Below are 25,688 nucleotides of genomic sequence, written 5' to 3' on the forward strand. Positions count from 1 at the left end.
ATTTTATCGGTAAATATCCAGCTCTTCAGCGGGCGCGCCAGACCGGTTCCCGCTTCTCGACGAACGCCCGCGGCCCTTCCAGCGCGTCCTCGGTGAGCTTGACCCGCTCCCGGAACGCCTCGGCGAGGATCTCGCCCTCGTGCAGAGGCAGGTCCAGGGTCTTGTGGATCGCCAGCCGGGTACCCCGCACGGCCAGCGGCGCGTTGCGGTTCACCAGCCCGGCCACCTCGCGGGCCCGCTTCAGCAGCATGTCGTGCGGCACGACCTCGGAGACGAGCCCGAGCTCGTAGGCGCGCTCCGCGCCCATCCGCTCGTGCCGGCCGGTCAGCGCCATGCGCAGCGCGACGGTCCGGGGGAGCACCTTGGCCAGGCGCACCGACTCGCGGCCGGAGACCAGGCCGATGCTCACGTGCGGGTCGAAGAACTCGGCCCGTTCCGAGGCGATGACGATGTCGCCCGTCGTCACCAGGTCGAGCCCGGCGCCGCAGCACAGCCCGTTCACCGCGACGATGATCGGCTTGGCCATCGTCCGGAACGGCGGGGTCGCCTCCTGCGGCGCCTCCCAGTGCGCGTACCTCGACAGGAACGGCTCGGGGGCGATGCCCTTGCCGTCCTCGGGGATGTCGGTGACGTCGGCGCCCGCACAGAACGCCCGGCCGTTGCCGGTGACCAGCACCAGCCACACGTCGTCGTCGTCTTCGGCGGCCCGGTAGGCGATGTCCAGTTCGCGGATCATCGCCGGGTTGACGGCGTTGAGCCGGTCGGGCCGGTCGAAGGTGATGGTGGCCACGCGGTCGGCCACGTCGTACCGGATCGTTTCGAAGTCCACGAGCTGTCTCCCCTCACCGGTGGCCGGCCCGGCCCGCACGGCCGGCGCGTGCGCCGGCCGTGTGGGCGGACGGACACGGTCACGCGGCGGCGCGCTCCAGGATGTGCACGCCGCAGGCCGAACCGAGCCCGATCACGTGGGCCAGGCCCACCTTCGCGCCCTCGATCTGCCGGTCGCGGCCCTCGCCGCGCAGGTGCTGGCAGACCTCCCAGATGTTGGCGATCCCGGTCGCCGCCACCGGGTGGCCCTTGGACTGCAGCCCGCCGGACACGTTCACCGGGGTGGAACCGTCCCGCCAGGGGGCGCCCGACTCGAAGAAGTCGACGGCGCCGCCCTCCTCGCACAGCATGAGGTTGTCGTAGTGCACGAGCTCGGCGGTGGCGAAGCAGTCGTGCAGCTCCACCAGGTCCAGGTCGGACGGGCTCACCCCGGCCTGCTCGTATGCCTGCTTCGCCGCGTTGCGGGTCAGCGTGTTCACGTCCGGCAGGACCTGGCACGCCTCCTGCCACGGGTCGGAGGTCAGCACCGACGCCGACACCTTCACCGCGCGGCGCTGCTGCTCCTTCGGCAGGGTCTTCAGGACGGAACCCGAGGTCACCACCGCGGCGGCGGCGCCGTCGCAGTTGGCCGAGCACATCGGCCGGGTGTTCGGGTAGGAGATCATGATGTCGTTCATGATCTCTTCGAGGGTGAACCGCTTCTGGTAGGCGGCCAGCGGGTTCAGCGTCGAGTGCGCGTGGTTCTTCTCGCTGATCCGCGCGAACAGTTCGAAGCTCGTCCCGCCGTACTTGTGCCCGTACTCCTGGCCGATCTGCGCGAACACGCCGGGCATCGTGCCGGTCCCGACATGCCCCTCCAGGCCGGCGACCGCGCCCTGCCGCCCCCGCGGCGTCCACGTGTCGTCGGCGGGACGTGCGGCCTGCTGGCCGAGCAGCCCGGCACCCGACAGCTTCTCGACGCCCACCGCGAGTCCGTAGTCGGCCTCGCCGGCCTTCACCGCCATGATGGCGGTGCGCAGCGCGGTGGCGCCGGTCGCGCACGCGTTGGCGACGTTGTACACCGGGATGCCGGTCTGGCCGATCTGCTTCTGCAGTTGCTGGCCGATCCCGGCGTTCGCCGCCATCAGGTTGCCGGCGGCCAGCACGCCCATCTGCTTCATGGTCACGCCGCTGTCGGCCAGGGCGCCCATCGCCGCCTCGGCCGCGAGGTCGACGGTGTCCTTGTCCTTGTGCTTGCCGAACTTGGTCATGTGGATCCCGAGGATCCAGATGTCGTCACTGGCCATCGATCGTCGTCTCCAGGGGCTCGAAGCCGAAGCCGATCGCTTCGGTGCCTGCGCTGTCGGTACCGACGAGGTACGTCGTCAGCCGTACCTTCATGCCGAGCCGCACGTGCTCGGGGTCGGGTGTCACGTTCACGAGGTTCGCCTTCACGCTCGTGCCCGCGCAGTCGACCGTGGCCGCGACGAACGGGACGGGGACTCCGGGGGCGGCCACGGCCACGATGGTGAACGCGCGCACCTCCCCGGCGGTCGCGACCGCCGCCTTCCGGAACTCCGTGCCGAAGCACGCCGCGCACGCGTTGCGCCGGTCGAAGTAGCGCGCGCCGCAGCCGGCGCACTCGTTGGCGACGAGATGTGGCTCCTCGCCCAGCATCAGGTAGTCGACCAGGGGAACTTGCTCTGGCATGCCGGTGGCCTCCTCAAAGCCTGCGCGGGAACGGGGGCGTGGCGGGCGTGGGCCGGAACACGCGCTCGGCGTCGCCGCGCAATGGTTTCGGTGAACTCCCATTCCGTGAAGTTTTCCGCTTCGTGCTCGCTCTATATCTCGCGAGCGGTGGGCGCATATCGCTTCTGAATGGTGCCGAACGCCTGGGCTGATCCGTCGTTGGTAGCGGGCGGGGATGGTTGCCCGTACTATTCTGCACTACGCGATGAACGCATATCGACGGCACCCCTGCTTCGGGATTCACGGGTCCAGGGTAACGGTGTTTTATCCGCATTGGAAGGGGGCCTGAGCTGCGGTTCAGGGGCTGTCCGCCGGGGGCACGACCTTGAGCACCGCCGAGGCCGAGGTCACCCTGCGGTCCTCGTTGCCCTCGTCGTGCAGGGTCAGCCGGACGCCGACCCGGCCGCCGGTGCCGTGCACCGCCTCTCCCTCCGCGCGGAACGGGCCGGCCTTCCCGCGGGCGAGGAACATGACGTGCCAGGTCTCCATCTGCAGGCGATCGGTGCCGGTCAGGGCGGCGGCCAGGTCGATCGCGGCCGTTTCGAGCAGGACGTGCTGCGGCCCGATGTGCAGCGCGGCGTCGGGCGAGGCGAGCTCGACCTGGAGTTCGGGCAGGGCCCAGCGGCCGTCGGCGCGGCGGAAGGCGCCGAACGCCTCCCAGAGCGGCGGCAGGTCGGGGGAGTCCACGATCTCCAGCCTGTCCTCGGGCATCTTCTCCAGCCCCTCGGGCACCGCGCCGATCCGGACGCCCTGCCCCTCCATGAACGCGATCACCCGGTCCGGGTCGTCCGCGTCGACGATCTTGGACCTGCTGTAGCCCATGCGGGTGCCCGAGTGCAGGACCTGCGACTCCACCACCTCGATGCGCCGCACGTCGCGGGCGCCGTCGAGGATCTGGCATGAATGGATCACCGGGTTCGGCACGGTCTCCAGATCCGACCCCACGCTGCCCTCGGGTGCGCTGATCGACAGCGGTGCGACAAGCAGGCCGCCGGCGGCGTTGCGCATGTCGCGGCGCAGGGTCACGGTGTTGTCCTCCGGCCCGGTGTTCATCGCGCCGTGGTTCCGGCCGATGTACCGGTAGCTCAGCAGCCCGGTCCAGCGCCGGCGCAGTTCGGCCTGGTACGCCGTCGGGTCGTCCTTCAGCTCTCGGATGTCGCGCAGCATGCGGCCTCCCAGGCCGCCGGAGCGGCCCGTGTCGTTTCTTGTCTCCGGTTGAAGGTAAGGGCGTCGGAGTCGCCGGACAAGGGGCTTCCGAGTTGCGGAAAACGATGTTACCGTCACCTTGAAACACGCTTACCACGAGGCTGGAGGTCGCGGTGTCTCGCCGACTTGATTTCCCGGTGTTCGATGCGGACAACCACATGTACGAGACCACGGACGCCTTCACGAAATACCTGCCGGAAAGCCATGCGGGACTCGTGAAGTACGTCCAGATCAACGGCCGTACGAAGATTGCCCTGAAGAACACGATCAGTGAGTACATTCCCAACCCCACCTTCAACAAGGTGGCCCCGCCCGGCGCGCAGGAGCTGGAGTTCAGGCTGAAGAACCCCTCCTCCAAGACGCGGCCCGGCGACAAGGAGATCGCGCCGCCGCCGAAGTACATCGAGTCGCCGCCCGCGTTCTTCAACCCGGCGGACCGGCTGGAGCTCATGAACGAGCTGAGCATCGACCGGGCGCTGATGTGGCCGACGCTCGCCAGCCTGCTGGAGGAGCGGCTCGCCGACGACCCGGAGGCCACGCACGTCGTCGTGCACGCCCTGAACCGGTGGATGCACGAGCACTGGACCTTCAACTACGAGGACCGGATCTTCCCGACACCGGTGATCACGCTGCCGGTCGTGGACGAGGCCATCCGCGAACTGGAGTGGGTCCTCGAACGCGGCGCCCGCGCCATCCTGATCCGGCCCGCCCCGGTGCCGGACCTCGGAGGCCGCCGGCGCTCGTTCGCCCTGCCCGAGTACGACCGGTTCTGGAAGATCGTCGAGGACGCCGGCGTCGTGGTCGGCCTGCACGCCTCCGACGACGGGTTCGTGCGCTACCTCAACGAGTGGGAGGGGCGCACCAGCGAGTACCTGCCGTTCAAGTCCAAGCCCTCGGCCTTCTCGGCGGTGGTGAGCTCCGAGTACCGCACCATCAAGGACGTCATCGTCTCGATCATCGCGCACGGGCTGGCCACCCGCTTCCCCGACCTGCGCTTCGTCCCGGTGGAGAACGGCAGCGCCTGGGCCCGACCGATGATCGCGAACCTGAAGAAGGTCTACGAGCGGTCGCCCGACATCTTCCCTGAGGACCCGCTGGTGGCCCTGCGGCGGTCGATCTACATCCACCCGTTCCACGAGGAGGACGTGCTCGGCCTGGTGGAGGCGATCGGCGCGGACCGGGTCATCTTCGGCTCGGACTACCCGCACCCCGAGGGGCTGTTCGACCCGGTGACGTTCGTCGACGAGCTGGACTCCCTGCCCAAGGAGGACCAGGCCAAGATCATGGGCGGTAACCTCGCGCAGATCATGGGCGTCGACCCCGCCAAGGGCGCGCTGCCCTAGCCGGGGCGGGCCCGTTCGACCCCGCCGCGGGCATCGTCCGATCCCGACCTCGCCGCCGGCGTCGTCCGGACGGGCCGACGGGAACGCGGGCCCGGCCGTCGTGACGGCCGGCCCGCGCCGCCCGGTGGCCGCGCGGGAGCATGGTGTTGTCCGAAACTGGGAGAGGTGTGGAAGACCGGATGGCAGAGTACGAGTTCATCAGCACCGAGTCGTTCGACGACGGCGCGATCACGCGCATCATGCTGGACCGGCCCAAGCAGCGCAACGCGCAGAACCGCGGCATGCTGGTCGAGCTGAACGACGCGTTCCTGGCCGCCGAGGCCGACGACGACGTCCGCGTGGTGATCCTGGGCGGCATGGGGCCGATGTTCTCCTCGGGCCACGACGTGGGCTCCAAGCAGGCCATCGCCGAGCAGGTGCCGGGGCCCGAGCAGCACGTCTCGTGGCGGACCAACGGCGGCACCCGGTCCGGTGTCGAGCGGCTGTACCTCCAGGAGTGGCACTACTTCTTCCAGAACACCAAGCGCTGGCGCGACCTGCGCAAGATCACGATCGCGCAGGTGCACGGCAACGTGTTCTCCGCCGGCCTGATGCTGATGTGGGCGTGCGACCTCATCGTGGCCGCCGACGACACGATGTTCGCCGACGTGGTGGGCCAGCGCCTGGGCATGTGCGGCATGGAGTACTTCGCGCACCCCTGGGAGTTCGGGCCGCGCAAGACCAAGGAGCTGATGCTCACCGGCGACTCCATCGACGCCGCGGAGGCCCACCGCCTCGGCATGGTGAGCAAGATCTTCCCCGAGGGCGAGCTGGGCGACCGGACCCTGGACTTCGCCCGCCGCATCGCCGCGCTGCCCACGGCGACGGCACTGTTCATCAAGGAGTCGGTCAACCAGACCGTCGACAACATGGGCTTCTCCAACGCCCTGAACGCCACCTTCACGCTGCACGAGCTCAACCACGCGCACTGGGCGGTCGAACACGAGGACCGGTTCCCCGTCGCCCGCCCCGAGGACGGCATCGTCGACTGGCGCAACGCGCCCCCCGTCCAGCCCGCCCACCCCAACACCCCCGGCGGATCCGCGTCCTGATGGACCTGCTGCTGGCGGGCAAGCGGATCGTCGTCGTCGGCGGCAGCGCGGGCATCGGCCGCGCCGCAGCCCGGCAACTCGCCACGGAGGGCGCCCGCGTCGCGATCGTCGCGCGCGGGCGGGAGCGGGCGGAGGCCGCGGCGGCGGAACTGGCGGACGCCGGCGCGGCGGAGGCCATCGTCGTCACCGCCGACGTCGGCCGGCCGGGCGAGGCGGAACGGGCCGTCTCCACCGCGGCCGACCGGCTCGGCGGCCTGGACGGCATCGCCGTGACCACCGGGCTGCTGGGCCACGAGCCGATCGAGGTCGGTGACGACCGGTGGGACGAGGTGTTCCACGACGTCCTGCTGGGCACCGTGCGCAGCGTCCAGTCCGCCCTGCCCCACCTCCGCCGCGGCGGGGGGACCATCGTCACCACCGCGGCGTACAGCATCCGCGCACCCGAGATCGCGCGGCTGCCGTACGCCTCGCTCAAGAGCGGTGTCGCCACGTTCACCAAGGGCATCGCCAAGGCGTACGGCTCCGCGGGGATCCGGGCGAACTGCGTGTGCCCCGGGGCGATCGAGACCGAGGCCATGGCCCGCCTGCGCGCCCGGATCGCCGAGGAACGCGGGATCCCCGTCGAGGGGGCGCTGGAGCGGGTGATGACCGAGGAGTGGAACCTCGACATCGCGCTGGGCCGTCCCGGGCGCCCGGCCGAGGTCGGCGAGCTGATCGCGTTCCTGCTGTCGCCCCGGGCCGGCTACCTCACCGGAGCTCTGGTCAACATTGACGGCGGAACCGATTTCTGAGCGTCGCTAAAGTAAGGGCGGGACGGGACGAGGTTGGGAGCACGGTGAGTCTGACGACCCACACCAGAGGCGAGCTGGCGGTGCTCCGGGCGGTGATCGGACTGCTCGAGACGGAGGGCTACGAGGCCGTCCGGATCCGCGCGGTGTCGGCCCGCGCGCACGTGTCGACCCGGACCATCTACCAGAGTTTCGGCAACCGCGACGAGATGATCGCCTCGGCGCTCCAGCAGTGGATGCAGGAGAACATCAAGGAGCCGGTGGAGGCGATCGCGCCGATCCCCGGCAAGCCGATCGACGAGGGCCTCATGCGCCTCTTCCGGCAGATCTTCGAGCCCTGGGAGCGCCACCCCCGGCTGCTCATGGCCGTGGACGCCGCGCGGAGCCGCCCCGGCGGCGACCGGCTCGTCAGCTTCGGCAAGCGCGCCTTCCAGCCCGCGATCCGCCAGGTGCTGCGCGACACCGACCCCGCCTACGCCAGGGACGTCAGCGAAATCCTCTACCACGTCGTCAGCGGGCTGCTCGGCCAGTTCCGCACCGGCGACCTGCCGGTCACCGGCCTGCTGCCCATCATCGAGCGGACCGTCCACCGGCTGACCGAGTCCCGCGTCCACCCGCCGGCGGAGTAGGCGGGGCCCTGATCCTGGCGTTCATGCCGGGGCGAGGCCGAAGAACTCCGCCGCGTTGCCGTGCAGGAAGGCGTCCAGCACGTCGGCCGGCAGGTCGAGGGCACGCGCCTCCCCGACGCAGCGCGTGATCGACAGCACCGGCGAGTCGGACGCGAAGATCACCTGATCGCGGCCCCGGCCGCGCATGAAGCGCAGCAGCTCGGCCGGGAGCCGGCGCGGCGCCCAGGCGGAGGTCATCAGCCGCAGGTTGCGGTACTTCAGCATGAGCCGGATGGCCACGTCCCACCAGGGGTCCGCGCCATGGTGCATGCACAGCTTCAGCTCAGGGAAACGCTGGCACACCCGGTCCAGGTGCATCGGGTGCTGCGCCTCGCCGCCGATCGGGGGTCCGGGCAGGCCGGTGGCCAGGCAGAGCGGGAGGTCCCATTCGCAGCACTTGGTGTACAGCGGGTAGTACACCGCGTCGCTCGGCGGGTACTGCCCATCACCCCAGAAAGCGGGCCCGACCTGCGCGTACGCCACCGGGTGGGAGCGGCGGAACGCGTCGAGCGCGCGCAGCGTCGGGATGGGCCGGAGCAGGTCGAGCCGGCCGATGCCGAGGGCGAACCGGTCCGGGCGGGCCTCCACGTAGGAGAGCGCGCGGCGGGACGGCTCGGCGAGGCCGGTCAGCAGGATCGCCCGGGTGACGCCGCCGGCGTCCATCTCCGCCAGGAGCGCGTCGAGGGGCGTGCTGGCCAGCATCTCGTCCCCTGCCTTGAAGTAGTCCTCCTTGACCCGGACCATCCAGTCCGGCTGCGCGCGGTCGCCGAAATCGACGTTGACCAGGCAGTCGATCACTTCGGCGGTCACGAGTCCACCGCCGCGAGCAGCGCGGTGCGCAGGACCTTGCCGGCCGCGTTCCGCGGCAGCGGTTCGGTGCGCAGCCGCCAGGACGTCGGGACCTTGTACGGCGGCATCGCGGCCCCGCACCAGTCCGCCAGTTCCCGCTCGCCCGCGGCGGCCCCCTCCCGCAGGACCACGAAGGCCCGCACCGCCTGCCCGGTGACGGGGTCGTCGATCCCGGCGACGGCGCACTCTAGGACGTCGCGGTGCGCCTCCAGCCGGTTCTCGACCTCGGACGGGTGGACGTTCTCCGCCGAGACGAAGATCATGTCGCGGGCCCGGGAGTTGACGTAGAGGAGACCGTCCTCGACCCTGCCGACGTCGCCCATCGCCAGCCACCGGCCGGGGCCGATCACCTCCGCCGTGGCCCGCGGGTCGTTCCAGTAGCCCAGCATGGTGTAGGGGCTGCGGACGTGGATGAGGCCCTCGGCGCCCGGCGGCAGGTCGTTGCCCGCCCTGTCCCGGACGGCGATCTGCACGCCGTCCTGGATCGGCCCGGTCGACTCCGGGAACGCGGCGAAGTCGGCCCCGCCGATGCTGGCGACGATGCTGCCGCCCTCGCTGCTGGTGTACCCCATCCGGAAGCCCTGCGCGGCGGCCGGGAACGCGGCGCAGAGCAGCCGTTTGACGGTGGGGCTCATCGGCGCGCCGCCGACCACCACGCTCGCCAGGCCGGACAGGTTGTACCGGTCCCGCGCGGGGTGCGCGGCGACGCGGGGCGCGGCACTGCCGACCGACAGCCAGACGCTCACCCGTTCGGACTCGAGCGCGCGCAGGGTGCGTTCCTCATCGAACCGGCCGGGGCGCATGACGAGCAGCCCGCCCGAGACCGTGAACATGAGGACGGCCCCGTACAGGGCGGACAGGTGGAACAGCGGAGGGGACACCAGGACCCGGGCCGGCGGGGGCGGCGCCGCGGGCGGCGCGCCGGCCCGGAGCAGCGCGTTGAACCGGTTGCAGGCGACGAACCCGAGGAGCGCACGGTGGCTGTGCGCGACGGCCTTCGGGCGCCCGGTCGTCCCGCTGGTGAAGATCAGCAGCGCCGGGGCGTCCTCCGCCGGCCGCGGCACGGCGGGCAGCTCGTCCGGTGTGCGGGTGATCCGGGCGTGCAGTTCGGGGGTGAACTCCAGCCGCGGAACCTCCGGGGCGACGCGCGCCAGCAGGTCCAGCCGCCGCCCGTCGCCCAGGACGGCGCGCGGCCGCACCAGCGCCAGCGCGGAGTCGAGTTCGGGCTCGCTCCAGAAGCTGTTCATCGCCGTCGCCACGGCACCGGCCGCCAGCGCGGCCCAGAAGCCGATGACCCAGTCGATGCCGTTGGCCGCGAACAGCGCCACCCGGTCCCCGGGGGCCACCCCGTACTCGTCGCGCAGGATCCGCGCCAGGCGGGCCACTGCGGACAGGTGCTCGCCGTAGGTCAGCCTGCGGTCGTCGTCGGCCAGGTACTCGCGGTCGGGCCAGGTGCGCGTGGCGTCGGTGAGCAGGTCGAGGACCGAGGTCGAGCGCCGCTCGAACACGGCCATCCGCTCGCCGAGCACCTCCGCCACGACGACGGCGTACGGCCCTTCCGGGGCGATCAGAGAGCGCCCGAACGGGGTGCTGGACGCGTGGCGGAACGTCTCGCGCACGAGGTCTGCGCTCATGTCGGCTGCGGTTCCTCTCGGCAGGGGTTCGGGGGCTCAACCACGCAGCGCCGCCACCGCGCGCTGCTGGGCCGAGGCCTCCGCTTCCAGGGCGTCAGGGAAGGAGGTGGTCCAGGCCCGGTCGATGAGGTCGAGCGTTTCGGCGGCCACGACGGGCGAGCACGCCGCGACGCGCTCGCACCACCGGCCGGTCACCGCGTCGAGTTCGCCGGCCGGCACGACGGTGGTGGCCAGGCCGAGCCGCCCCGCCTCCGCGCCGTCGACGAGCCGGCCGGTGAGGGTGAGTTCCTTGGCCCGGTGCGAGCCGACGGCGCGGGGCAGCAGCCAGCTCAGCCCGCCGTCGGGGACCAGGCCGTGCCGGGAGAACACGGCGCCGAACCGGGCCCGGTCCGACGCGATCACGAGGTCGCAGCCCAGCGCGATGCTCATGCCCACGCCGACGGCCACCCCGTCGACCTTCGCCACGGTCGGCTTCGGCATGCCGTGCAGCCGGACGATGATCGACGCGATCTCCCGCATCTTCGCCGCGACCTGTTCGGACGAGCCGTTGATGTTGCCGGACAGGTCGGCGCCGGAGCAGAATTCGCCGCCCGCGCCGGAGAGCACGAGGACCCGGGCGCCGGGATCCCGCTCGAACCGGTCGAGCGCCTCGGCCAGCAGCCGCCAGGACTCGGCGTCGAGCGCGTTCTTGACCTTCGGGCGGTTGAACAGCAACTGCGCGATCTTCCCCGGCCGGTACAGGACGGGCGCGGCGGTGTGGCCCATCGCGCTCAGCCGCCCACGGGCAGGCCGAGGCATTCGGCCGCGTTGTCGCGCATGATCCGGCGGACGGCGTGGTCGTCGAACCCGGCCAGCTCCTTGACGTAGTCGGTCGGCTCGGCCAGGCCCTCGCCGTGCGGCCAGTCGGAGCCGAAGAGGACCCGCTCGACGCCGATGTGCCCGGCGAGTTCGGCGACGTCCTCCTCGAAGTACGGCGCTACCCACACGTGCGCGCGCAGCGTGTCGCCCGGGTCGGCTGCGAAGTGCTTGGGCTGCTGGTTGGCCAGTTTGCGCAGCCGTTTGATCAGCAGCGGGACCCAGGCGGACCCGTTCTCGATGCTCATGACCTTGAGCTCCGGGTGCCGGTCGAACGCGCCGTGGATGATGAGCGAGCCGATCGAGTCGTGGATGGCGCGGTCACCGGCCAGCAGCTTGGTGAACGGGTCGATGTGGAACGGGTCGTAGTCCGCGGGGCCGCCCCACAGCGCCGACAGGCTGGTGTACCCGCTGTCGGACAGGTGGAGGGCGACCGGCACCCCCGCCTCGGCCAGCCGCGCCCAGACCGGGTCGTGCGCCGGGTCGCCGAGGGAGCGCGGCCGGCCGTCCGCGCCGGGCACGGGCGCGGGGCGGACGCTGACCACCCGGGCACCGCGGTCCAGGACCCGGTCCAGTTCGGCGAGCGCGGCGCCCGGGTCGGCGAGTGAGAGCATCGGCGCGGCGTAGAGCCGGTCCTGGTGGTGGAAGCCCCAGTCCTCGTCGAGCCAGAGGTTGAACGCCGACAGCGTCGCCATCGTCGCGGGGACGTCGTGGCGGAGCGCCTGCTCCACCCCGCAGCCCTGGGTGGGGAAGAGCAGCACCGCGGCGAGTCCCTGCTCGTCCAGCCGGTCCAGCCGCGCGTCCCGCAGCCGGTACTCCGGGTGGATCGGCTCGACGACCCGCAGGCTGGCGGGGTCCACGCCGGCGGGGATCCGCCCGCGGAAGTAGGGGTCCAGGGCGCCGGGCACGAGCACGGGGTCGAAGGTGGGGTCGGGGATGAACCGGTTGACCTTCTCACCGATGAGGATCATCGTCCGGTCGTTCGCCTGGACGACCTGCACCCCGCGCCGGCGGAACCGCCGGTCGAGGTGCCGGGTGAACGAGTCCACCGTCTCGTAGTAGTGGTTGTCCGCGTCGATCGGCTGAAACGGGCGGCCACCGAGGGTCATGGGCATGGCGTTCTCCTCTCTGGTCGGTTCTGGCCGGTTCCGGTCGGTTCCGGAGCGGTTCTCACGGCGAGCGGGGGAGCCCGAGGCCGCGCTCGGCGATGATGCGGCGCTGTACCTCGCTGGACCCGCCCCAGATCGGCATGATGACGGCGTGCCGGAACTCCTCCACGAAGGCGCCGCCGGCCACGGCCCGGGGGTCGCCGACCTCGCGCAGGCCCTGCGGGCCGAGGAGGTCGAGCATCACGGCGGAGAACCGCACCCGCGACTCGGCGTGGAAGAGCTTGTGCATCGACGACTCGACGGTCGGGGTCCCGCCGGTCGCCTCGATCCAGCAGCTGCGCCGGCCCAGCAGCTTGGCGACCTCGACGTCGATGGCGAGCCGGGCCAGCCGGTCGCGCACCACCGGGTCGTCGATCGACGCCGAGTGCGCCGCGCCGGTGTCGCGGGCCGCCCGGACGAGCTCGTGGAGCAGCCGCGAGTCGTCGCCGATGCCGCTGCGCTCGTGGGTCAGGGCCGTCATGAGGACGTCCCAGCCGCCGTCGACGGCGCCCACGCGGGCGCTGTCGGGCACCCGGACGTCGGTGTAGTGGACGGTGTTCGTGCGTTCGCCGCCGAGCGTGCGGATCGGATGGACCTCGATGCCGGGGGTGTCCATGGGGACGAGGAACACGGTGAGCCCGCGGTGCTTGGCGACCTCGGTGTTCGTGCGGGTGAGCAGGAAGACGTAGTGGGCCTCCTCGGCCAGGGTCGTGAAGACCTTCTGGCCGTTGACGACCCACCCGTCCCCGTCCCGGTCCGCCCGGGTGCGCGCGGACGCCACGTCCGAGCCGCCCTGGGGCTCGGTGTAGCCGAGGCAGATCAGGATCTCGCCGTTGATCGCGCGCGGGATGACCTCGGCGCGCATCCGCTCCGTCCCGGTGGCGAGGATCGTGCGCGCCACGAGCATCGTCATGCCCATGCCCTCGGTGGGCGCGTGCCGTTTCTTCAGTTCCTCCCGCATGGCCATGAGCTCCAGCGGGCTGCGCCCCTGGCCGCCGTACTCCTTCGGCCAGCCCGCGGCCAGCCAGCCCCGCTCCGCGAGCGCGCGGTGCAGCGGCCAGTCGTGCATCGAACCGCTGCGCCGGACGCGCTCGCGCACCCGTGGCGTCAGGTGCTCGTCGAGGAACGCGGCGACCTCCGCCCGGAAGGCCTCGCTCTCGGCGCCGAGACCGAAGTCCATCAGGGTGCTCCTCCTCCGGCCGCGCCGAAGAGCCGGTCGGCGAGGCGCTGGTACTCGCGCTGCACCGGACCCCAGACGAGCGGGTGGGCCCGCGCGCGCCGGTAGTACAGCTGGATGTCGTAGTCGAGCGTGAAGCCGTAACCGCCGTGGTAGTGCAGGCTGTCGCCGGCGACGGCGACGGCCTGGTCGGCGGCGAAGCAGAACGCCATGCTCGTCAGGGCGGCGGCCCGGGGGTCGTGCACGTCGGCGGCCCACGCGGCCTCCCGCACCAGCAGCCGCGCCCCGTCGACGGCCGTCGCGTGGTCGGCCAGCGTGTGCGCGACGGTCTGGAACGCGCCGACGGGACGGCCGAACACCTGGCGTTCGCGCACGTACTCGACGCCGAGTTCCAGGGCCCGGGCCGCCAGCCCGACCAGCTGTGCGGCGGTCAGCAGCTGCCAGTCCCGCCGCGCGTCCTCGAACGCCTCCCGCGCCCGCCCGCCCCGGGCGAGCGGTTCGACCGGGCCCGCCGTCAGGTCGCGGTCGGCGAGGGGCAGGTCGCCGAGGTTGGGCGCCGCGCGCAGCGGCGGGTCGGCCAGGACGGCGGTGAGCGCGTCCCCGTCGTAGCGCAGGACGATCTCCGCCACCGCGCCCGCGGGGACGAGTTCCGCCCGCGCCGCGCCGGTGGGGTGCGGCACCAGGGTCGCGATCGCCCCGGCCGCGCACCGGGCCGCGAGCGCGTCGGCGGCCGGGCCGCCGCACCGCCCGAGCAGCCTGGCGGTCACCAGGGTCTCGACGACCGGGGCGCTGGCGAGATGGCGGCCGGCCTGCTCGGCGATCAGCACGAGCCGCCCGGCCGTGGCGGCGTCGGGGCCGAGCGCGAGCTCCGGTACGCCGAGCCCGTGCAGCGCCGCCCACAGCGCGGGGTCGAAGCCGAGGCCCTCGGCGGCCCGGACGCGGTCGGTCGAGGACTCCTTGGACAGCAGGGCGGCCAGGACCGCCACCATCTCCTCGTCCTCGGGATCGAGCGCCAGATCCATCGAACGCCTCCTCAGCCCTCGGGGTCGCGCAGGAGGCGGTCGCGCAGTTCGCGCTTGAACAGCTTGCCGGTGTCCGAACGCGGTAGCTCGTCGGCGAACCGGATGCGGCGCGGGCACTTGTAGCGGGCCAGCCGGGCGGTGCACCAGTCCGCCAGTTCGGCCGCGAGCGCGGGCCCGGCCGCGGCGGGATCGACGGGCCGGACGACCGCGACGGCGATCTCACCGAGGTCGTCGTCGGGCAGCCCGACGACCGCGGCGTCGTACACCCGCGGGTGTTCGATGAGGGCGTTCTCCGCCTCCTGGGGGTAGATGTTCACCCCGCCAGAGATGATCATGAATGATGCGCGGTCGGTCAGGTAGAGGTAACCGTCGCCGTCGATCCGCCCGATGTCGCCCACGCTGCGCCAGCCCTCCGGGCTGGTCGTCTGCGCGTCCTTCTCCGGGTCGTTGAGGTAGGTGAAGCCGGTGGGGACCTCGGCCCAGATCACGCCCGTCTCGCCGGTGGGCAGCTCCCGCCCGTCGGCGTCGCAGATGTGCAGGGGGCCCAGCAGCGATCGGCCCACCGAGCCGGGGCGTTCGAGCCACTCGGCGGGGGTGATGAAGGTGAAGCCGGCCCCCTCGGAGGACGACCAGTACTCGTGGACGATCGGCCCCCACCAGTCGATCATGGCCCGCTTCACCTCGACGGGGCAGGGCGCGGCGGCGTGCACGACCCCCCGCAGACTGGAGACGTCGTAGCCGTGCCGTTCCCGCTGGTCCAGCTTGAGCATGCGGGTGAACATCGTGGGCACGAACTGCCCGTGCGTCACCCGGTGCTCCTGGATCAGCCGCAGCGCGCCGTGCGGGTCGAACCTGGTCATCAGCACGACGGTGCCGCCGAGCCGGAGCACCGCCATCGTCCAGATGATCGGGGCGGAGTGGTGGAGCGGCGCGGGGCACAGGTAGACCGAGGACCGGTCGACCCCGATCAGCCCGACGAGGAACGTGAACGTGTCCTCCTCCGGCGACCGGGGCGCGAGGCGGAGCGGGCGCCGGATGCCCTTGGGCCGGCCGGTCGTCCCGGAGGAGTACTGGAGGAGGTCCCCTTCGAGGTCGGTGTCGCGCTCGTAGTGCGGGGCGCTTGCGAGCACGGCCTCGTAGTCGTCCCAGTCCGGGTGCGCGCCGCCGCGCAGCAGCCGGTGCTCGACCTTGGGGGCGCGCCCGGCCGTCAGCTCCGCGTGGACCGCGAGGTTCGCCGAGGCCAGCACGGCCCGGGCGCCCGAGTCGTCGAGGATGTAGGCGATCTCGGCGACGCCCAGGTGACTGTTCACGGTGACGTGGTACAGCCCCGCGAGCCGGCAGGCCCACGTCATCTCCAGGTAGGCGGGCGCGTTCTCCGAGACGATCGCGACGACGTCCCCGACCTGGAGGCCGCGCAGGCGTAGCGCGCCGGCCAGCCGGGACGCGCGGTCGGCGAGCTCCCCGTAGGTCAGCGACTCGCCGGAGTCGCAGACGACGGCGAGCCGGTCGGGGTCGGTTCCGGCGTGGGGGAGGGCCTGGACGGCGGCGCTGGTTCGCATGGCCGGCCCCTCAGCTCAGCGTGACCGGCAGGGATTCCACGCCGGCGATGAAGCTCGACGTGCTGCGCCGGAACTCGCCGTCGAGGCGGAGCCCGGGATACCGGGTGAGCAGTTCGGTCAGCATGGTGGATATTTCGAGCTTGGCCAGGCGGGAGCCGAGGCAGAAGTGCGGGCCGATGCCGAACGCCAGGTGCGGGTTGGGGTCGCGGGAGAGGACCAGGTCGTGCGGGCGGTCGAACACCGCGGGGTCGCGGTTGGCGGCCGTGTACCAGACGACGACCTTGTCACCGGCCCGGATGTGCTGGCCGCCGAGCTCGACGTCCCTGGTCGCGGTGCGGCGGAACTGCATCACCGGGGAGACGTACCGGACCAGCTCGTCGGTGCCGCCGGCCAGGAGTTCCGGGGCCTGGGCCAGCTCGCCCCACAGCCCGTGCTCCTGGAGCGCGATGACCGCTCCGGACAGCGAGTTCCGGGTGGTCTCGTTGCCGGCGATGATGAGCAGCAGCCAGAACATGCAGAACTCGTCGTCGGTGAGCCGTTCGCCCTCGACCTCGGCGTTGGCGATGTGCGACATGATGTCGTCGCCGGGGTTCGCGCGGCGCTCGGCCGCGATCCGCCGGCCGTAGTCCATGAGCTCCGTGAACATCGCGACGGACCCCGTGGGGTCGCCGGCGAGTTCGGCGTCCTCGAAGCCGATCAGGGCGTCGGACCACTTCACGATGAGGTGGTGGTCCTCCTCGGGCATCCCGAGCAGCGCGCCCAGGATGCGCGTCGGGAGTTCCATCGAGACGCTCGGGACGAGGTCCACCGATCCGGCGCCGGCGAGGCCCTCGGCGATCTGGCGGGCCTGGGATTCGACGGTCCTGCGCAGGGCGTCGACCGCGCGGGACGAGAACGACGGGAAGACGATCTTCCGCATCCGGGAGTGCTCCGGCGGGTCCATGAAGAGCATCATCAGCCGCAGGCCGGCGAGCGTGATCTCGTCGGCGGTGAACAGTTGGACGCCGCCCAGGTAGGAGGAGAAGACGGCCGGCTGCCGGGAGACCTGGTGCACCAGCTCGTGGCTGGTGACCGCCCAGAAACCCGGTGACGGCGGGGCGGGCAGGCCGCTGGAGGCCGCGCTCGCCCGGTGCTCGACCGGCCGCTCGTCCTGCCAGGCCACCGGTGCCGCCGCGCGCAGGAGGTCGAACGCGGCGTGCGGCGGGCCCGCCAGGTACGTCGTGGGGAGCGAGAGATCGACGTCGCAGAGGTCCGCGACACGGGCCGCACCTTCGGGAACCGTCTGGGGTTGCTGGACTTCGTCCATCCGTCACGTCCGTTCGGTTGCCGTTCCGGGGGTGTTCCTCGGCAGAGGACGGTGTGGATCACAGCGACTCGTCGTGTGACCTGTCACACTGCCCGACAGTACACTTTTACTTTCGTGTCCTGTCAAGAAGTGGTTATGTTGACCGGGTGCGCACACACGGATGGGGAGGATCACCTCCTGCGGGTGACGAGGAAGCGATCCTCAGGATCAAGAACGCGACGCACCGGTGCGTCGCGGAGCACGGCGGCACCACCACCATCGCCCACGTCGCGGCGGCCCTCGGGATCAGCCGGCAGACCGTCTACCGGTACTTCCCGAGCACGGAGGCACTGCTGATCGCCGCGGCGCTGGACGGGACGCAGCCCTTCCTGGCGCGGCTCGCGCGCCGGCTCCACCCCGTCACTGACCCCGGCGAAGCACTGGTCGAGGCGATCACCTACACGATCCACCAGATCCCGGCGGAACCGTACCTGCGGCTGCTGCTGGACGCCGGGCGCGGCCACTCGCTGCTGCGGAGCGTGACCTCGCAGCCGGCCCGCGACATCGGCCGGACCCTCCTCGAACAGACGGCGGTGGCCTGGGACGCCTCGGGGATCGGCCCCAAGCAGATGGACGAGCTGATCGAGTGGACCCTGCGCACCATCCAGTCGTTCCTCATCGACCCGGGCGACCCGGAACGCACCGAAACGGAACTCCGGGGCTTCCTGCGGCGCTGGCTCGCGCCCGGGGTCATCGCCGCCGCCGTCTCAGGCATCACGGACGACTCGCCGGTGGTGTCCTGACATGACCGCCGAGAACGCGGCGCCCAGCCGCGCGCTGTTCGAACGCGACGGCCGCCTGGTCGTCCCCACCGACCACGCCCGCGGCCCCTGGCGCCCGGACGCGCTGCACGGCGCCGCCGTCGCGGCGCTGCTCGCGAGCGCGATCGACGTACCAGGGCGGACCCCCGCGCGCATCACCTTCGACCTGCTGGCGCCCGTCCCCAACGCCCCGATGGCCCTGGCCGTGACGGCGCCCGAGGGCGGTCAGCGGGTGGTCCGGCAGACCGTCACGCTGCTCGCGGACGACGCGCCGGTGGCCCGCGCCCAGTGCGTGGCGGTGCGCCGGACCGAACTCGACCTGCCCGAGGGGGCGCTCGACCACCCCGACCCGTTCGCCGGAGTGCCGGTGCCGGACCTGAGCCGCCCCCGGCCGGGTGTCAGCGAGGCCGTCGGCTGGGAGTGCTTCGACAGCGGCGCGGTGTCCATGCGCGGGCTGAAGTCGCCGGCGCCGGAGCCGGGGAGCACCGGCCTCTGGGTCAACCTGCTCGTGCCGGTCGTCGCCGGTGAACCGACCCCCGGGATCGCCCGGGTCGCGGCCGCGGCGGACTACGCGTCCACCGCGACGAACGTGCGGCTGCCCTACGGCAGGTGGACTTTCATGAACGCGGAGCTGAGCCTGCACGTCGCGCGGGAACCGGCCGGGCCCTGGATCGGCCTGACGAGCACGGGCGTGGTCCAGCCCAACGGCTGCGGCTTCAGCATGGCCACCCTCTACGACTCCGCGGGACGGCTCGGGCAGTCCGCGCAGGCGCTCGTCGTCGAGGACCGGCAGCGCGCGGGCTGACCGGCCCGGTCGTCTCAGCCCGCGCCGGGGCCGGACTGCCGTTCACCCTCGATGTCGCGGAGGTGTTTCTCGACGAGGGCGATGGTCTCCTCGTGGCCGGTGAAGAGATCGAACGCCTCCTCCATCAGCAGGAAGCGGGAGATGCCGGACAGCATCAGGATCATGGTGATGGGCGAGCAGATGTCCGGGCCGATCCCGTAGCCCTCCAGCAACTTGGACACTGCGTCGAGCTGCATCGTGCGGAATCGCCGGGAGTACTTGGAGATCTCGCTGCGGATCGCCTTGCGGTGGTTGGCCAGCGCGATGAACTCCATCGTGAGCGCCGTGTGGGACTGGTCGTGTATCGACTCCCACAGGGCCCACAGCGGCTGGGCGGAGGACAGCGCCCGGGCCTGCCGCTCGAAGCTCTGGTCGGCCCCGCGCCGGAACAGCGCGATGAACAGGTCGTCCATGGTGCCGAAGTGGTAATACACCATTGCTGAGTTCACGCCGGCCCGGTCGGCCACCCGCCGGGAGCTCACCGCGGCGTAACCCTGCTCCATCATGAGCTGCTCGGCCGCGTCGAGGATGGCGGTGCGGGTCTTCGAACTCTCTGTGCCGCTCCCCTGGCCCGATCCCATGGCGTACTACCTCCGTCGGCGGGACGGCCCACGCCCCGTTCCGGGCGGCATTCTCCCACCTCGCCCCCGGCGGGCGGCTGGCGGCCGCGCACGCCGGTTCGCCGTCCGGGTGCGGCATCCGGCACCCCTGCCACGTGCTCGATGTGGTGATACGTCATCGGATGGGCACCTTCGGTGGTCGATGCCCTTCGACGCCGCCCCTTGACAGTCACCGGATCAATGTCATAGAAGATCTATTAATCAGTCGATTAATTACTTAGGAGATCATTGTAAAAGAGTGGTCCGGCGCCTCTGGTGAAGATCGGAGAGCCGGGCGATGTGCAGTGTTTTCGGAGTCGAGTCGGGAGTGGTTTTGCCGTGAGTTCATGCTGCCCTGCGGAGGGCCATTGCGGGGGAGAGTTCGCGCTTCGAGTTCGCGCCCTGCACCTTTTCCGAGGGAAAGCGGTCGTGTCGCCGGCGGCCGGTGCCCGTGATGCAGCGCAGTGACGTGGCCCGCCGGCCGGCCGGATCGCCGCGCGACCGCGGGGTCCATGCGCTGCGGGTGGTCCGGGCGGTACGCGAGACCGCGGACGCCAGATCGTTCGTGTTCGAGATACCTGCCGAACTTGCCGACAAGTACATTTATCAGGCCGGTCAGTTCCTGACCTTCCGCCTGGAACTGGACGGCCGGACGCATCTGCGGTCCTACTCGATGTCGTCTTCGCCCGCGATCGACGATCAGGTTCGGGTGACCGTCAAGCGGGTGTCCGGCGGGGTCGTCTCGAACTGGATGAACGACACCCTCCAGCCGGGGGACGAGATCGAGGCGACCGTCCCGGCCGGGGCCTTCGTCCTGGGCGAGGTCGAGCGCGACGTCGTCGCCTTCGCCGGCGGCAGCGGCATCACCCCGGTGTTCTCCATCGTGAAGACCGCGCTGGCGACCTCGTCACGGCGGGTGCGGCTCCTGTACGCGAACCGGGATCGGGATTCGGTCATCTTCGGCGCGGAACTGGCGGAACTGGCCGAGCGGTACGGGGACCAACTGGCGGTGACACACCACCACGACGCCGACTCCGGCCTCGTCCGGGAAGGCGAGATCCGCCCCCTCCTCGACTCCGCGGGTGACGCCGAGTTCTACCTCTGCGGTCCCGAGCCGTTCATGGAACTGGTGGAGCGCACCTTGCTGGCCGCCGGGGTCGGCACCGACCGCATCCACATCGAGAGGTTCACCCCGCTGGATCCGGCCGGGCCCGTGGAGCCCTCCGCCGAAGCGGCGGCGCCCGTACGGGTCACCGTCCGGATCGGCCGCGACACCGTCACCGGAGATCACCGCCACGGTTCCACGATCCTGCAGACGGCGCGCTTCCTGGGGCTGCGACCGCCCTCGTCGTGCGAGTCCGGAAGCTGCGCGACCTGCATGGCCCGGGTCGTCGAGGGCGCGGCCTCGATGCGCAACAACGAGGCGCTGACCCCGGAGGAGGTGGCCGAGGGATGGGTGCTCACCTGCCAGGCCGTGCCGACCGGTCCGTCCGTGCATGTCGTCTACGAGTAGAGGAGAACGCCCCCGTGACAAGCTCACCAGGGCACCGCACCAGGTGCCTTCCGGCGTGCGGCCCCGCCGCACGGCCCCGGCTCGCGGCGGGGTCCGCATGAAGCGGGTGGCCGTGGTGACGGGCGGCGCGTCGGGAATGGGGCTGTCCATCTGCCACCATCTCGCCCGGCGCGGTCATCAGGTCGCCGTCATGGACGTCGACGGCCCGGCCGTGCGGCGGGCCTGCGCGGAACTCCGGGCGGCCGGCGCGCGGGCGCTGGCATGCGAGGCGGACGTCACCGACCGGCCGGCGGTCGAGGAGGCGTTGCGCGAGGTCCGTGCCGGGCTCGGCCCGGTGGAGATCCTCGTCACGAGCGCCGGGCTGGTGGCGTTCGACTCCTTCACCGACATCACGCCCGAGTCGTGGGACCGGGTCCTCGAGGTCAACCTGACCGGCACCTTCCACTGCGTCCAGGCAGCCGTCCCGGACATGCTGGCGGCCGGGTGGGGGCGCATCGTCACGATCTCGTCGTCGAGCGCGCAGCGCGGCTCGCCCGGCATGGTCCACTACACGGCGTCCAAGGGCGCCGTCATCGCCATGACGAAGGCACTGGCACGGGAGTACGCCGGGTTCGGCATCACGGTGAACACCATCCCGCCGTCGGGCATCGACACCCCGATGTCCCGCAGCTCCCAGGCGGCGGGTCACCTGCCCGGCAGCGAGGTCATGGCGAAGGCGATCCCGGTCGGCCATCTCGGGACGGGCGACGACATCGCCGCGGCGTGCGCCTTCCTCTGCTCCGAGGAGGCCGGCTACATCACCGGCCAAGTGCTCGGAGTCAACGGCGGGGCGGTGATATGAGCACCGCCCCGGCGCGGTGCCCCGCACCTTTTCCCGCTGAACCACGTCCGAGCCACCCGGAATGGAGGAACGACCATGGCGCGTTGGCCGAAACCGGCTGAAGGAAGCTGGACGGAGCATTACCCGGAGATCGGAACAGGGCTGATCTCCTTCGAGGATTCTGTTTCGCCGGAGTTTTATGAGTTGGAGCGGGAGGCGATTTTTCGGCGGGCCTGGCTGAATGTGGGTCGGGTGGAGCAGTTGCCGCGGAAGGGGAGTTACTTCACCAAGGAGGTTCGGGTTGCCCGGACTTCGGTGGTGGTGGTGCGTGATGGTGGGGGTGGGGTGCGTGCTTTTTTCAATGTGTGTCGGCATCGGGGGAACAAGCTGGTGTGGGATGAGTTTCCGGGGGAGGAGACCTCGGGTTTTTGTCGTCAGTTCACCTGCAAGTACCACGGGTGGCGGTATGGCCTGGACGGTGCGCTGAACTTCGTTCAGCAGGAGGGTGAGTTCTTCGACCTGGACAAGGAGGACTTCGGTCTGGTCCCGGTGCACTGCGAGGTGTGGGCGGGGTTCATCTTCGTCAACCTGGCCAGGGAACCCGAGCAGTCACTGCACGACTTCCTCGGCCCGATGGTCACCGCACTCGACGGCTACCCCTTCGACAAAATGACCGAGTGGTACGTCTTCCGGGCCGACAACAGAAGCAACTGGAAGATCTTCGCTGACGCCTTCCAGGAGTACTACCACGTGCCCGCCCTGCATCCGCAGCAGGTCCCGATCGAGGTGCGCACGCCAGGGTCGGGTTTCGAGTGCGCGCACTTCCAACTGGACGGCCCGCACCGCGTGGTCAGCACCGGCGGCGCCCGCCGCTGGACCCTGCCGCCCGAGTACATGTATCCCATCGAGCGGGCCACCCGCAGCGGCCTGGTCGGCCCCTGGGAGTCGCCGGAGATCGGCGAGCCGCCCCCGGGACTCAACCCGGGCCGCATCGACCCCTGGGGCATCGACAACTTCCAGATCTTCCCCAACCTGGAGATCCTGATCTATCGCGGCTGGTACCTCCTCTACCGCTACTGGCCGACCTCGCACAACACCCACCACTTCGAGGCGATGCTCTGCTTCCAGCCCGCCACCACGGTGCAGGAACGGGTGGAGCACGAGGTGGCGGCGGTCGTGTTCAAGGAATTCGCGCTCCAGGACGCCGGCATGCTCACCGGCACGCAGACCGCGCTGGAGTCCGGAGTGCTCGACCGGTTCCCACTCAACGACCAGGAAGTGCTGGTCCGGCACTTCCACAAGGTGGTCGCCGACTGGGTCGCCGACTACCAGAAGAACCACGCGGAGGTGTGAGGAAGATGACCGACCGCCTGCTGCCCGCCGGGTTCGCCGAACTCGAACCCTTCGCCGGGACCTGGTGCCTCGCCACGGAGACCGAACGGTACGCCCGGCGCATGGCCAGTTCCATGGAGGAGATGCGGACCTTCTACGACGCCTTCTTCCCCCGGCTGGAGGAGGCCGTCGCCCACTGCGACACGTTCCCCCTCGACGCCCTTCCCGAGGACGCCCGGCGGCTGTTGCAGCTCGTGTACTCGCTGGTCATGGTCTCCATGTCGATCGAGATCTTCCACCAGCCCAAGGCGGTCGACGCCGCCGACGCCGAGATCGAACGCGTGCGGGAGCCGGTTCCGTGACCGGCCGACCGCGACGGCCCGGAAGAGGACAGGGAGGAGCGGCACCATGGCAGTGATCACAGTGCGGAAGCTCGGCCGGGACGTCGGCGCCGAGGTCGTCGGCGTCGACCGCGACCGGATGCTGTCCGACGGCGCCCTGCCCGCCGCGGTCATGGACGCGCTCGAAGCGCACGGCGTGCTGGTGTTCCGGAACCTGCACCTCGACGCGGAGACCCAGGTGGCGTTCTGCCGCAGGCTCGGGGACGTGGACACCTCGCCCGGGCACCATCCGGTCGCGGGCATCTACCGGGTCAGTCTCGACACCACGAAGAACTCCTCCGCCGCCTACCTGCGCGCCACCTTCGACTGGCACATCGACGGGTGCACCCCGGAGGACGACGCCTACCCGCAGTCGGCCACGATGCTCACGGCCCGGGCCGTGGCCGCCGCGGGGGGTGAGACCGAGTTCGCCAGCACCTACCGGGCCTACGACGACCTGACCGACGAGGAGAGGAAGCGGTTCGCCGACCTGCGCGTCGTGCACTCCCTGGAGGCGTCGCAGCGCTCGGTGACGCCCGAGCCCACACCGGAGCAACTGGCCGCGTGGCGGCGGCGCCCCGTCAAGGAACACCCGCTGGTCTGGACCCACCGGTCCGGCCGCCGTTCCCTGGTGCTCGGTGCCTCCGCCGACCGGGTCGTGGGCATGGACCACGAGGAGAGCCGGGTGGTGCTCGACGGCCTGCTCGACCGGTGCACCGAGCCCGAACGGGTGTACCGCCACGAGTGGTCGGTGGGCGACACGGTGATCTGGGACAACCGGGGCGTCATCCATCGCGCGGCGCCCTACGAGCCCGACTCGCCCCGGGAGATGCTCCGCACGACGGTGCTGGGCGACGAACCGATCCAGTGACCGATGAGCGGGCGAAGCCCCATCACCCCCACCGCTGAACCTCACGAAGGAGTACAGGCATGTCCCGTCTGCCCAAGCCGCCCGAAGGAAGCTGGACGGAGCACTACCCGGAGTTGGGCACCGCGCCGGTGTCGTACGAGGACTCCATCTCGCCGGAGTTTTATGAGTTGGAGCGGGAGGCGATTTTCCGGCGGGCCTGGCTGAATGTGGGTCGGGTGGAGCAGTTGCCGCGGAAGGGGAGTTACTTCACCAAGGAGGTTCGGGTTGCCCGGACTTCGGTGGTGGTGGTGCGTGATGGTGGGGGTGGGGTGCGTGCTTTTTTCAATGTGTGTCGGCATCGGGGGAACAAGCTGGTGTGGGATGAGTTTCCGGGGGAGGAGACCTCGGGTTTTTGTCGTCAGTTCACCTGCAAGTACCACGGGTGGCGGTATGGCCTGGACGGTGCGCTGAACTTCGTTCAGCAGGAGGGTGAGTTCTTCGACCTGGACAAGGAGGACTTCGGTCTGGTCCCGGTGCACTGCGAGGTGTGGGCGGGGTTCATCTTCGTCAACCTGGCCAGGGAACCCGAGCAGTCACTGCACGACTTCCTCGGCCCGATGGTCACCGCACTCGACGGCTACCCCTTCGACAAAATGACCGAGCGCTTCTACTACCGCGCGGAGGTCGGCGCCAACTGGAAGCTCTACATGGACGCTTTCCAGGAGTTCTACCACGCCCCTGTCCTGCACGCTAAGCAGACGCCGGCGAAGTTCTCGACGGCGGCCCAGCAGTCGGGTTTCGAGGCGCCGCACTACCAGCTCGACGGTCCGCACCGGCTGGTCAGCACGTCGGGCATCGTGGCCTGGGAACTGGCCTCGGACATGCGCAAACCGATGGAGGACATCACCCGCAGCGGGCTGTTCGGCCCCTGGGACGGGCCGGAACTCGGCGAGATGCCCCCCGGGCTCAACCCGGCGGGCTGCGACCCCTGGGGCCTGGACTCGTTCCAGCTGTGGCCGAACTTCGTGATCCTGATCTGGTCGGGAGGCTGGTACCTCACCTACCAGTACTGGCCGACCTCGTACAACACGCACACGTTCGAGGGCAACCTCTACTTCGTGCCGGCCAGGAACGCCCGGGAGCGGGTGGCCCACGAGATGGCCGCGGTGACCTTCAAGGAGTACGGGCTGCAGGACGGCAACACGCTCGAGGCGACGCAGATGTCGCTGGAGTCCCGGGCGGTCACCCACTTCCCGCTGAACGACCAGGAGATCCTCTGCCGGCACCTGCACAAGGTCGCGGCCGACTGGGTCGAGGACTACAAGAAGAACCACACGGAGGTGTGACG

At 70.9% G+C, this 25,688-nt stretch carries 25 protein-coding genes; 12 read left to right on the forward strand and 13 right to left on the reverse strand.

The window, feature by feature from the left end:
• Nucleotides 1-25: 25 nt before the first annotated feature.
• From DPM19_RS01740 to DPM19_RS01755, 4 genes are all read right to left on the reverse strand, one after another.
• Nucleotides 26-829, reverse strand: a complete 804-nt coding sequence (locus DPM19_RS01740) for an enoyl-CoA hydratase/isomerase family protein (protein WP_111862963.1) — start codon at nucleotides 827-829, stop codon at nucleotides 26-28.
• Nucleotides 830-908: 79 nt separating this feature from the next.
• Complete coding sequence (locus DPM19_RS01745) at nucleotides 909-2,114, reverse strand: thiolase family protein (protein WP_111862964.1); 1,206 nt, start codon at nucleotides 2,112-2,114, stop codon at nucleotides 909-911.
• Nucleotides 2,104-2,517 carry a Zn-ribbon domain-containing OB-fold protein gene (locus tag DPM19_RS01750; RefSeq protein ID WP_111862965.1) on the reverse strand — a complete coding sequence of 138 codons (414 nt, stop codon included), beginning with the start codon at nucleotides 2,515-2,517 and terminating at the stop codon, nucleotides 2,104-2,106. The genes DPM19_RS01745 and DPM19_RS01750 overlap by 11 nt, the downstream gene beginning before the upstream one ends.
• A 336-nt stretch (nucleotides 2,518-2,853) precedes the next feature.
• On the reverse strand, nucleotides 2,854-3,723 hold the full coding sequence (locus DPM19_RS01755; RefSeq protein ID WP_111862966.1) for a hypothetical protein: 870 nt from the start codon (nucleotides 3,721-3,723) through the stop codon (nucleotides 2,854-2,856).
• 176 nt (nucleotides 3,724-3,899) lie between these two features.
• Between DPM19_RS01755 and DPM19_RS01760 the strand changes: the two genes are divergently transcribed.
• The 4 genes from DPM19_RS01760 (at nucleotide 3,900) to DPM19_RS01775 (ending at nucleotide 7,613) form a co-directional block, all read left to right on the forward strand.
• Nucleotides 3,900-5,105: an amidohydrolase family protein gene (locus DPM19_RS01760; protein ID WP_199484777.1), complete on the forward strand. Its 1,206-nt coding sequence runs from the start codon at nucleotides 3,900-3,902 to the stop codon at nucleotides 5,103-5,105.
• Nucleotides 5,106-5,284: 179 nt separating this feature from the next.
• On the forward strand, nucleotides 5,285-6,196 hold the full coding sequence (locus tag DPM19_RS01765; RefSeq protein ID WP_111862967.1) for an enoyl-CoA hydratase: 912 nt from the start codon (nucleotides 5,285-5,287) through the stop codon (nucleotides 6,194-6,196).
• A complete protein-coding gene (locus DPM19_RS01770) occupies nucleotides 6,196-6,987 on the forward strand; it encodes an SDR family NAD(P)-dependent oxidoreductase (RefSeq protein WP_111862968.1) in 792 nt (263 codons plus the stop codon). The genes DPM19_RS01765 and DPM19_RS01770 overlap by 1 nt, the downstream gene beginning before the upstream one ends.
• Before the next feature lie 44 nt (nucleotides 6,988-7,031).
• A complete protein-coding gene (locus DPM19_RS01775; protein ID WP_158566673.1) occupies nucleotides 7,032-7,613 on the forward strand; it encodes a TetR family transcriptional regulator in 582 nt (193 codons plus the stop codon).
• Nucleotides 7,614-7,634: 21 nt separating this feature from the next.
• Here DPM19_RS01775 and DPM19_RS01780 read toward each other — a convergent pair whose 3' ends face one another.
• The 8 genes from DPM19_RS01780 to DPM19_RS01815 are packed head-to-tail and all read right to left on the reverse strand — an operon-like array spanning nucleotide 7,635 to nucleotide 17,202.
• A complete protein-coding gene (locus tag DPM19_RS01780; protein ID WP_199484779.1) occupies nucleotides 7,635-8,462 on the reverse strand; it encodes an amidohydrolase family protein in 828 nt (275 codons plus the stop codon).
• A complete protein-coding gene (locus tag DPM19_RS01785; RefSeq protein ID WP_111862970.1) occupies nucleotides 8,459-10,135 on the reverse strand; it encodes a class I adenylate-forming enzyme family protein in 1,677 nt (558 codons plus the stop codon). Before DPM19_RS01785 ends, DPM19_RS01780 begins: the two co-directional genes overlap by 4 nt.
• 36 nt (nucleotides 10,136-10,171) lie before the next feature.
• Nucleotides 10,172-10,900: an enoyl-CoA hydratase/isomerase family protein gene (locus tag DPM19_RS01790; protein WP_158566674.1), complete on the reverse strand. Its 729-nt coding sequence runs from the start codon at nucleotides 10,898-10,900 to the stop codon at nucleotides 10,172-10,174.
• 5 nt (nucleotides 10,901-10,905) lie between these two features.
• Nucleotides 10,906-12,105 carry an amidohydrolase family protein gene (locus DPM19_RS01795; RefSeq protein ID WP_199484780.1) on the reverse strand — a complete coding sequence of 400 codons (1,200 nt, stop codon included), beginning with the start codon at nucleotides 12,103-12,105 and terminating at the stop codon, nucleotides 10,906-10,908.
• 55 nt (nucleotides 12,106-12,160) lie between these two features.
• Entirely contained in the window at nucleotides 12,161-13,318 is a 1,158-nt protein-coding gene (locus tag DPM19_RS01800) for an acyl-CoA dehydrogenase family protein (protein ID WP_111862972.1), read from the reverse strand.
• Nucleotides 13,318-14,337 (reverse strand): acyl-CoA dehydrogenase family protein, encoded by a 1,020-nt coding sequence (locus DPM19_RS01805; RefSeq protein ID WP_111862973.1) that lies wholly within the window; start codon nucleotides 14,335-14,337, stop codon nucleotides 13,318-13,320. The genes DPM19_RS01800 and DPM19_RS01805 overlap by 1 nt, the downstream gene beginning before the upstream one ends.
• 11 nt (nucleotides 14,338-14,348) lie before the next feature.
• On the reverse strand, nucleotides 14,349-15,896 hold the full coding sequence (locus tag DPM19_RS01810) for an AMP-binding protein (protein WP_111862974.1): 1,548 nt from the start codon (nucleotides 15,894-15,896) through the stop codon (nucleotides 14,349-14,351).
• Nucleotides 15,897-15,906: 10 nt separating this feature from the next.
• Nucleotides 15,907-17,202 (reverse strand): cytochrome P450, encoded by a 1,296-nt coding sequence (locus tag DPM19_RS01815; protein WP_111862975.1) that lies wholly within the window; start codon nucleotides 17,200-17,202, stop codon nucleotides 15,907-15,909.
• A gap of 146 nt (nucleotides 17,203-17,348) precedes the next feature.
• On the opposite strand from DPM19_RS01815, the gene DPM19_RS01820 reads away from it, so the two are divergent.
• The gene (locus DPM19_RS01820) at nucleotides 17,349-17,984 is read left to right on the forward strand and encodes a TetR/AcrR family transcriptional regulator (protein ID WP_111862976.1); all 636 of its coding nucleotides are present in this window, start codon (nucleotides 17,349-17,351) and stop codon (nucleotides 17,982-17,984) included.
• 1 nt (nucleotide 17,985) lies between these two features.
• Entirely contained in the window at nucleotides 17,986-18,807 is an 822-nt protein-coding gene (locus DPM19_RS01825) for an acyl-CoA thioesterase domain-containing protein (protein WP_111862977.1), read from the forward strand.
• A gap of 14 nt (nucleotides 18,808-18,821) precedes the next feature.
• On the opposite strand, the gene DPM19_RS01830 is transcribed toward DPM19_RS01825, so the two are convergent.
• On the reverse strand, nucleotides 18,822-19,427 hold the full coding sequence (locus DPM19_RS01830) for a TetR/AcrR family transcriptional regulator (protein WP_111862978.1): 606 nt from the start codon (nucleotides 19,425-19,427) through the stop codon (nucleotides 18,822-18,824).
• A 472-nt stretch (nucleotides 19,428-19,899) separates the two neighbouring features.
• Between DPM19_RS01830 and DPM19_RS01835 the strand changes: the two genes are divergently transcribed.
• The 6 genes from DPM19_RS01835 to DPM19_RS01860 all read left to right on the forward strand — a co-directional run bounded on the left by DPM19_RS01835 (nucleotide 19,900) and on the right by DPM19_RS01860 (nucleotide 25,686).
• Entirely contained in the window at nucleotides 19,900-20,958 is a 1,059-nt protein-coding gene (locus DPM19_RS01835) for a ferredoxin--NADP reductase (protein WP_111862979.1), read from the forward strand.
• Between the two features lie 97 nt (nucleotides 20,959-21,055).
• Nucleotides 21,056-21,799 (forward strand): SDR family NAD(P)-dependent oxidoreductase, encoded by a 744-nt coding sequence (locus DPM19_RS01840; RefSeq protein WP_111863343.1) that lies wholly within the window; start codon nucleotides 21,056-21,058, stop codon nucleotides 21,797-21,799.
• A gap of 75 nt (nucleotides 21,800-21,874) precedes the next feature.
• Entirely contained in the window at nucleotides 21,875-23,131 is a 1,257-nt protein-coding gene (locus tag DPM19_RS01845; RefSeq protein WP_111862980.1) for an aromatic ring-hydroxylating oxygenase subunit alpha, read from the forward strand.
• 5 nt (nucleotides 23,132-23,136) lie between these two features.
• On the forward strand, nucleotides 23,137-23,472 hold the full coding sequence (locus tag DPM19_RS01850; RefSeq protein ID WP_111862981.1) for a hypothetical protein: 336 nt from the start codon (nucleotides 23,137-23,139) through the stop codon (nucleotides 23,470-23,472).
• A 46-nt stretch (nucleotides 23,473-23,518) separates the two neighbouring features.
• A complete protein-coding gene (locus tag DPM19_RS01855; protein ID WP_111862982.1) occupies nucleotides 23,519-24,361 on the forward strand; it encodes a TauD/TfdA dioxygenase family protein in 843 nt (280 codons plus the stop codon).
• A gap of 59 nt (nucleotides 24,362-24,420) precedes the next feature.
• On the forward strand, nucleotides 24,421-25,686 hold the full coding sequence (locus DPM19_RS01860) for an aromatic ring-hydroxylating oxygenase subunit alpha (protein WP_111862983.1): 1,266 nt from the start codon (nucleotides 24,421-24,423) through the stop codon (nucleotides 25,684-25,686).
• The last annotated feature ends 2 nt before the right edge of the window (nucleotides 25,687-25,688 follow it).

This window comes from Actinomadura craniellae, assembly GCF_003289645.1.
Classification (GTDB): domain Bacteria; phylum Actinomycetota; class Actinomycetes; order Streptosporangiales; family Streptosporangiaceae; genus Actinomadura_D; species Actinomadura_D craniellae.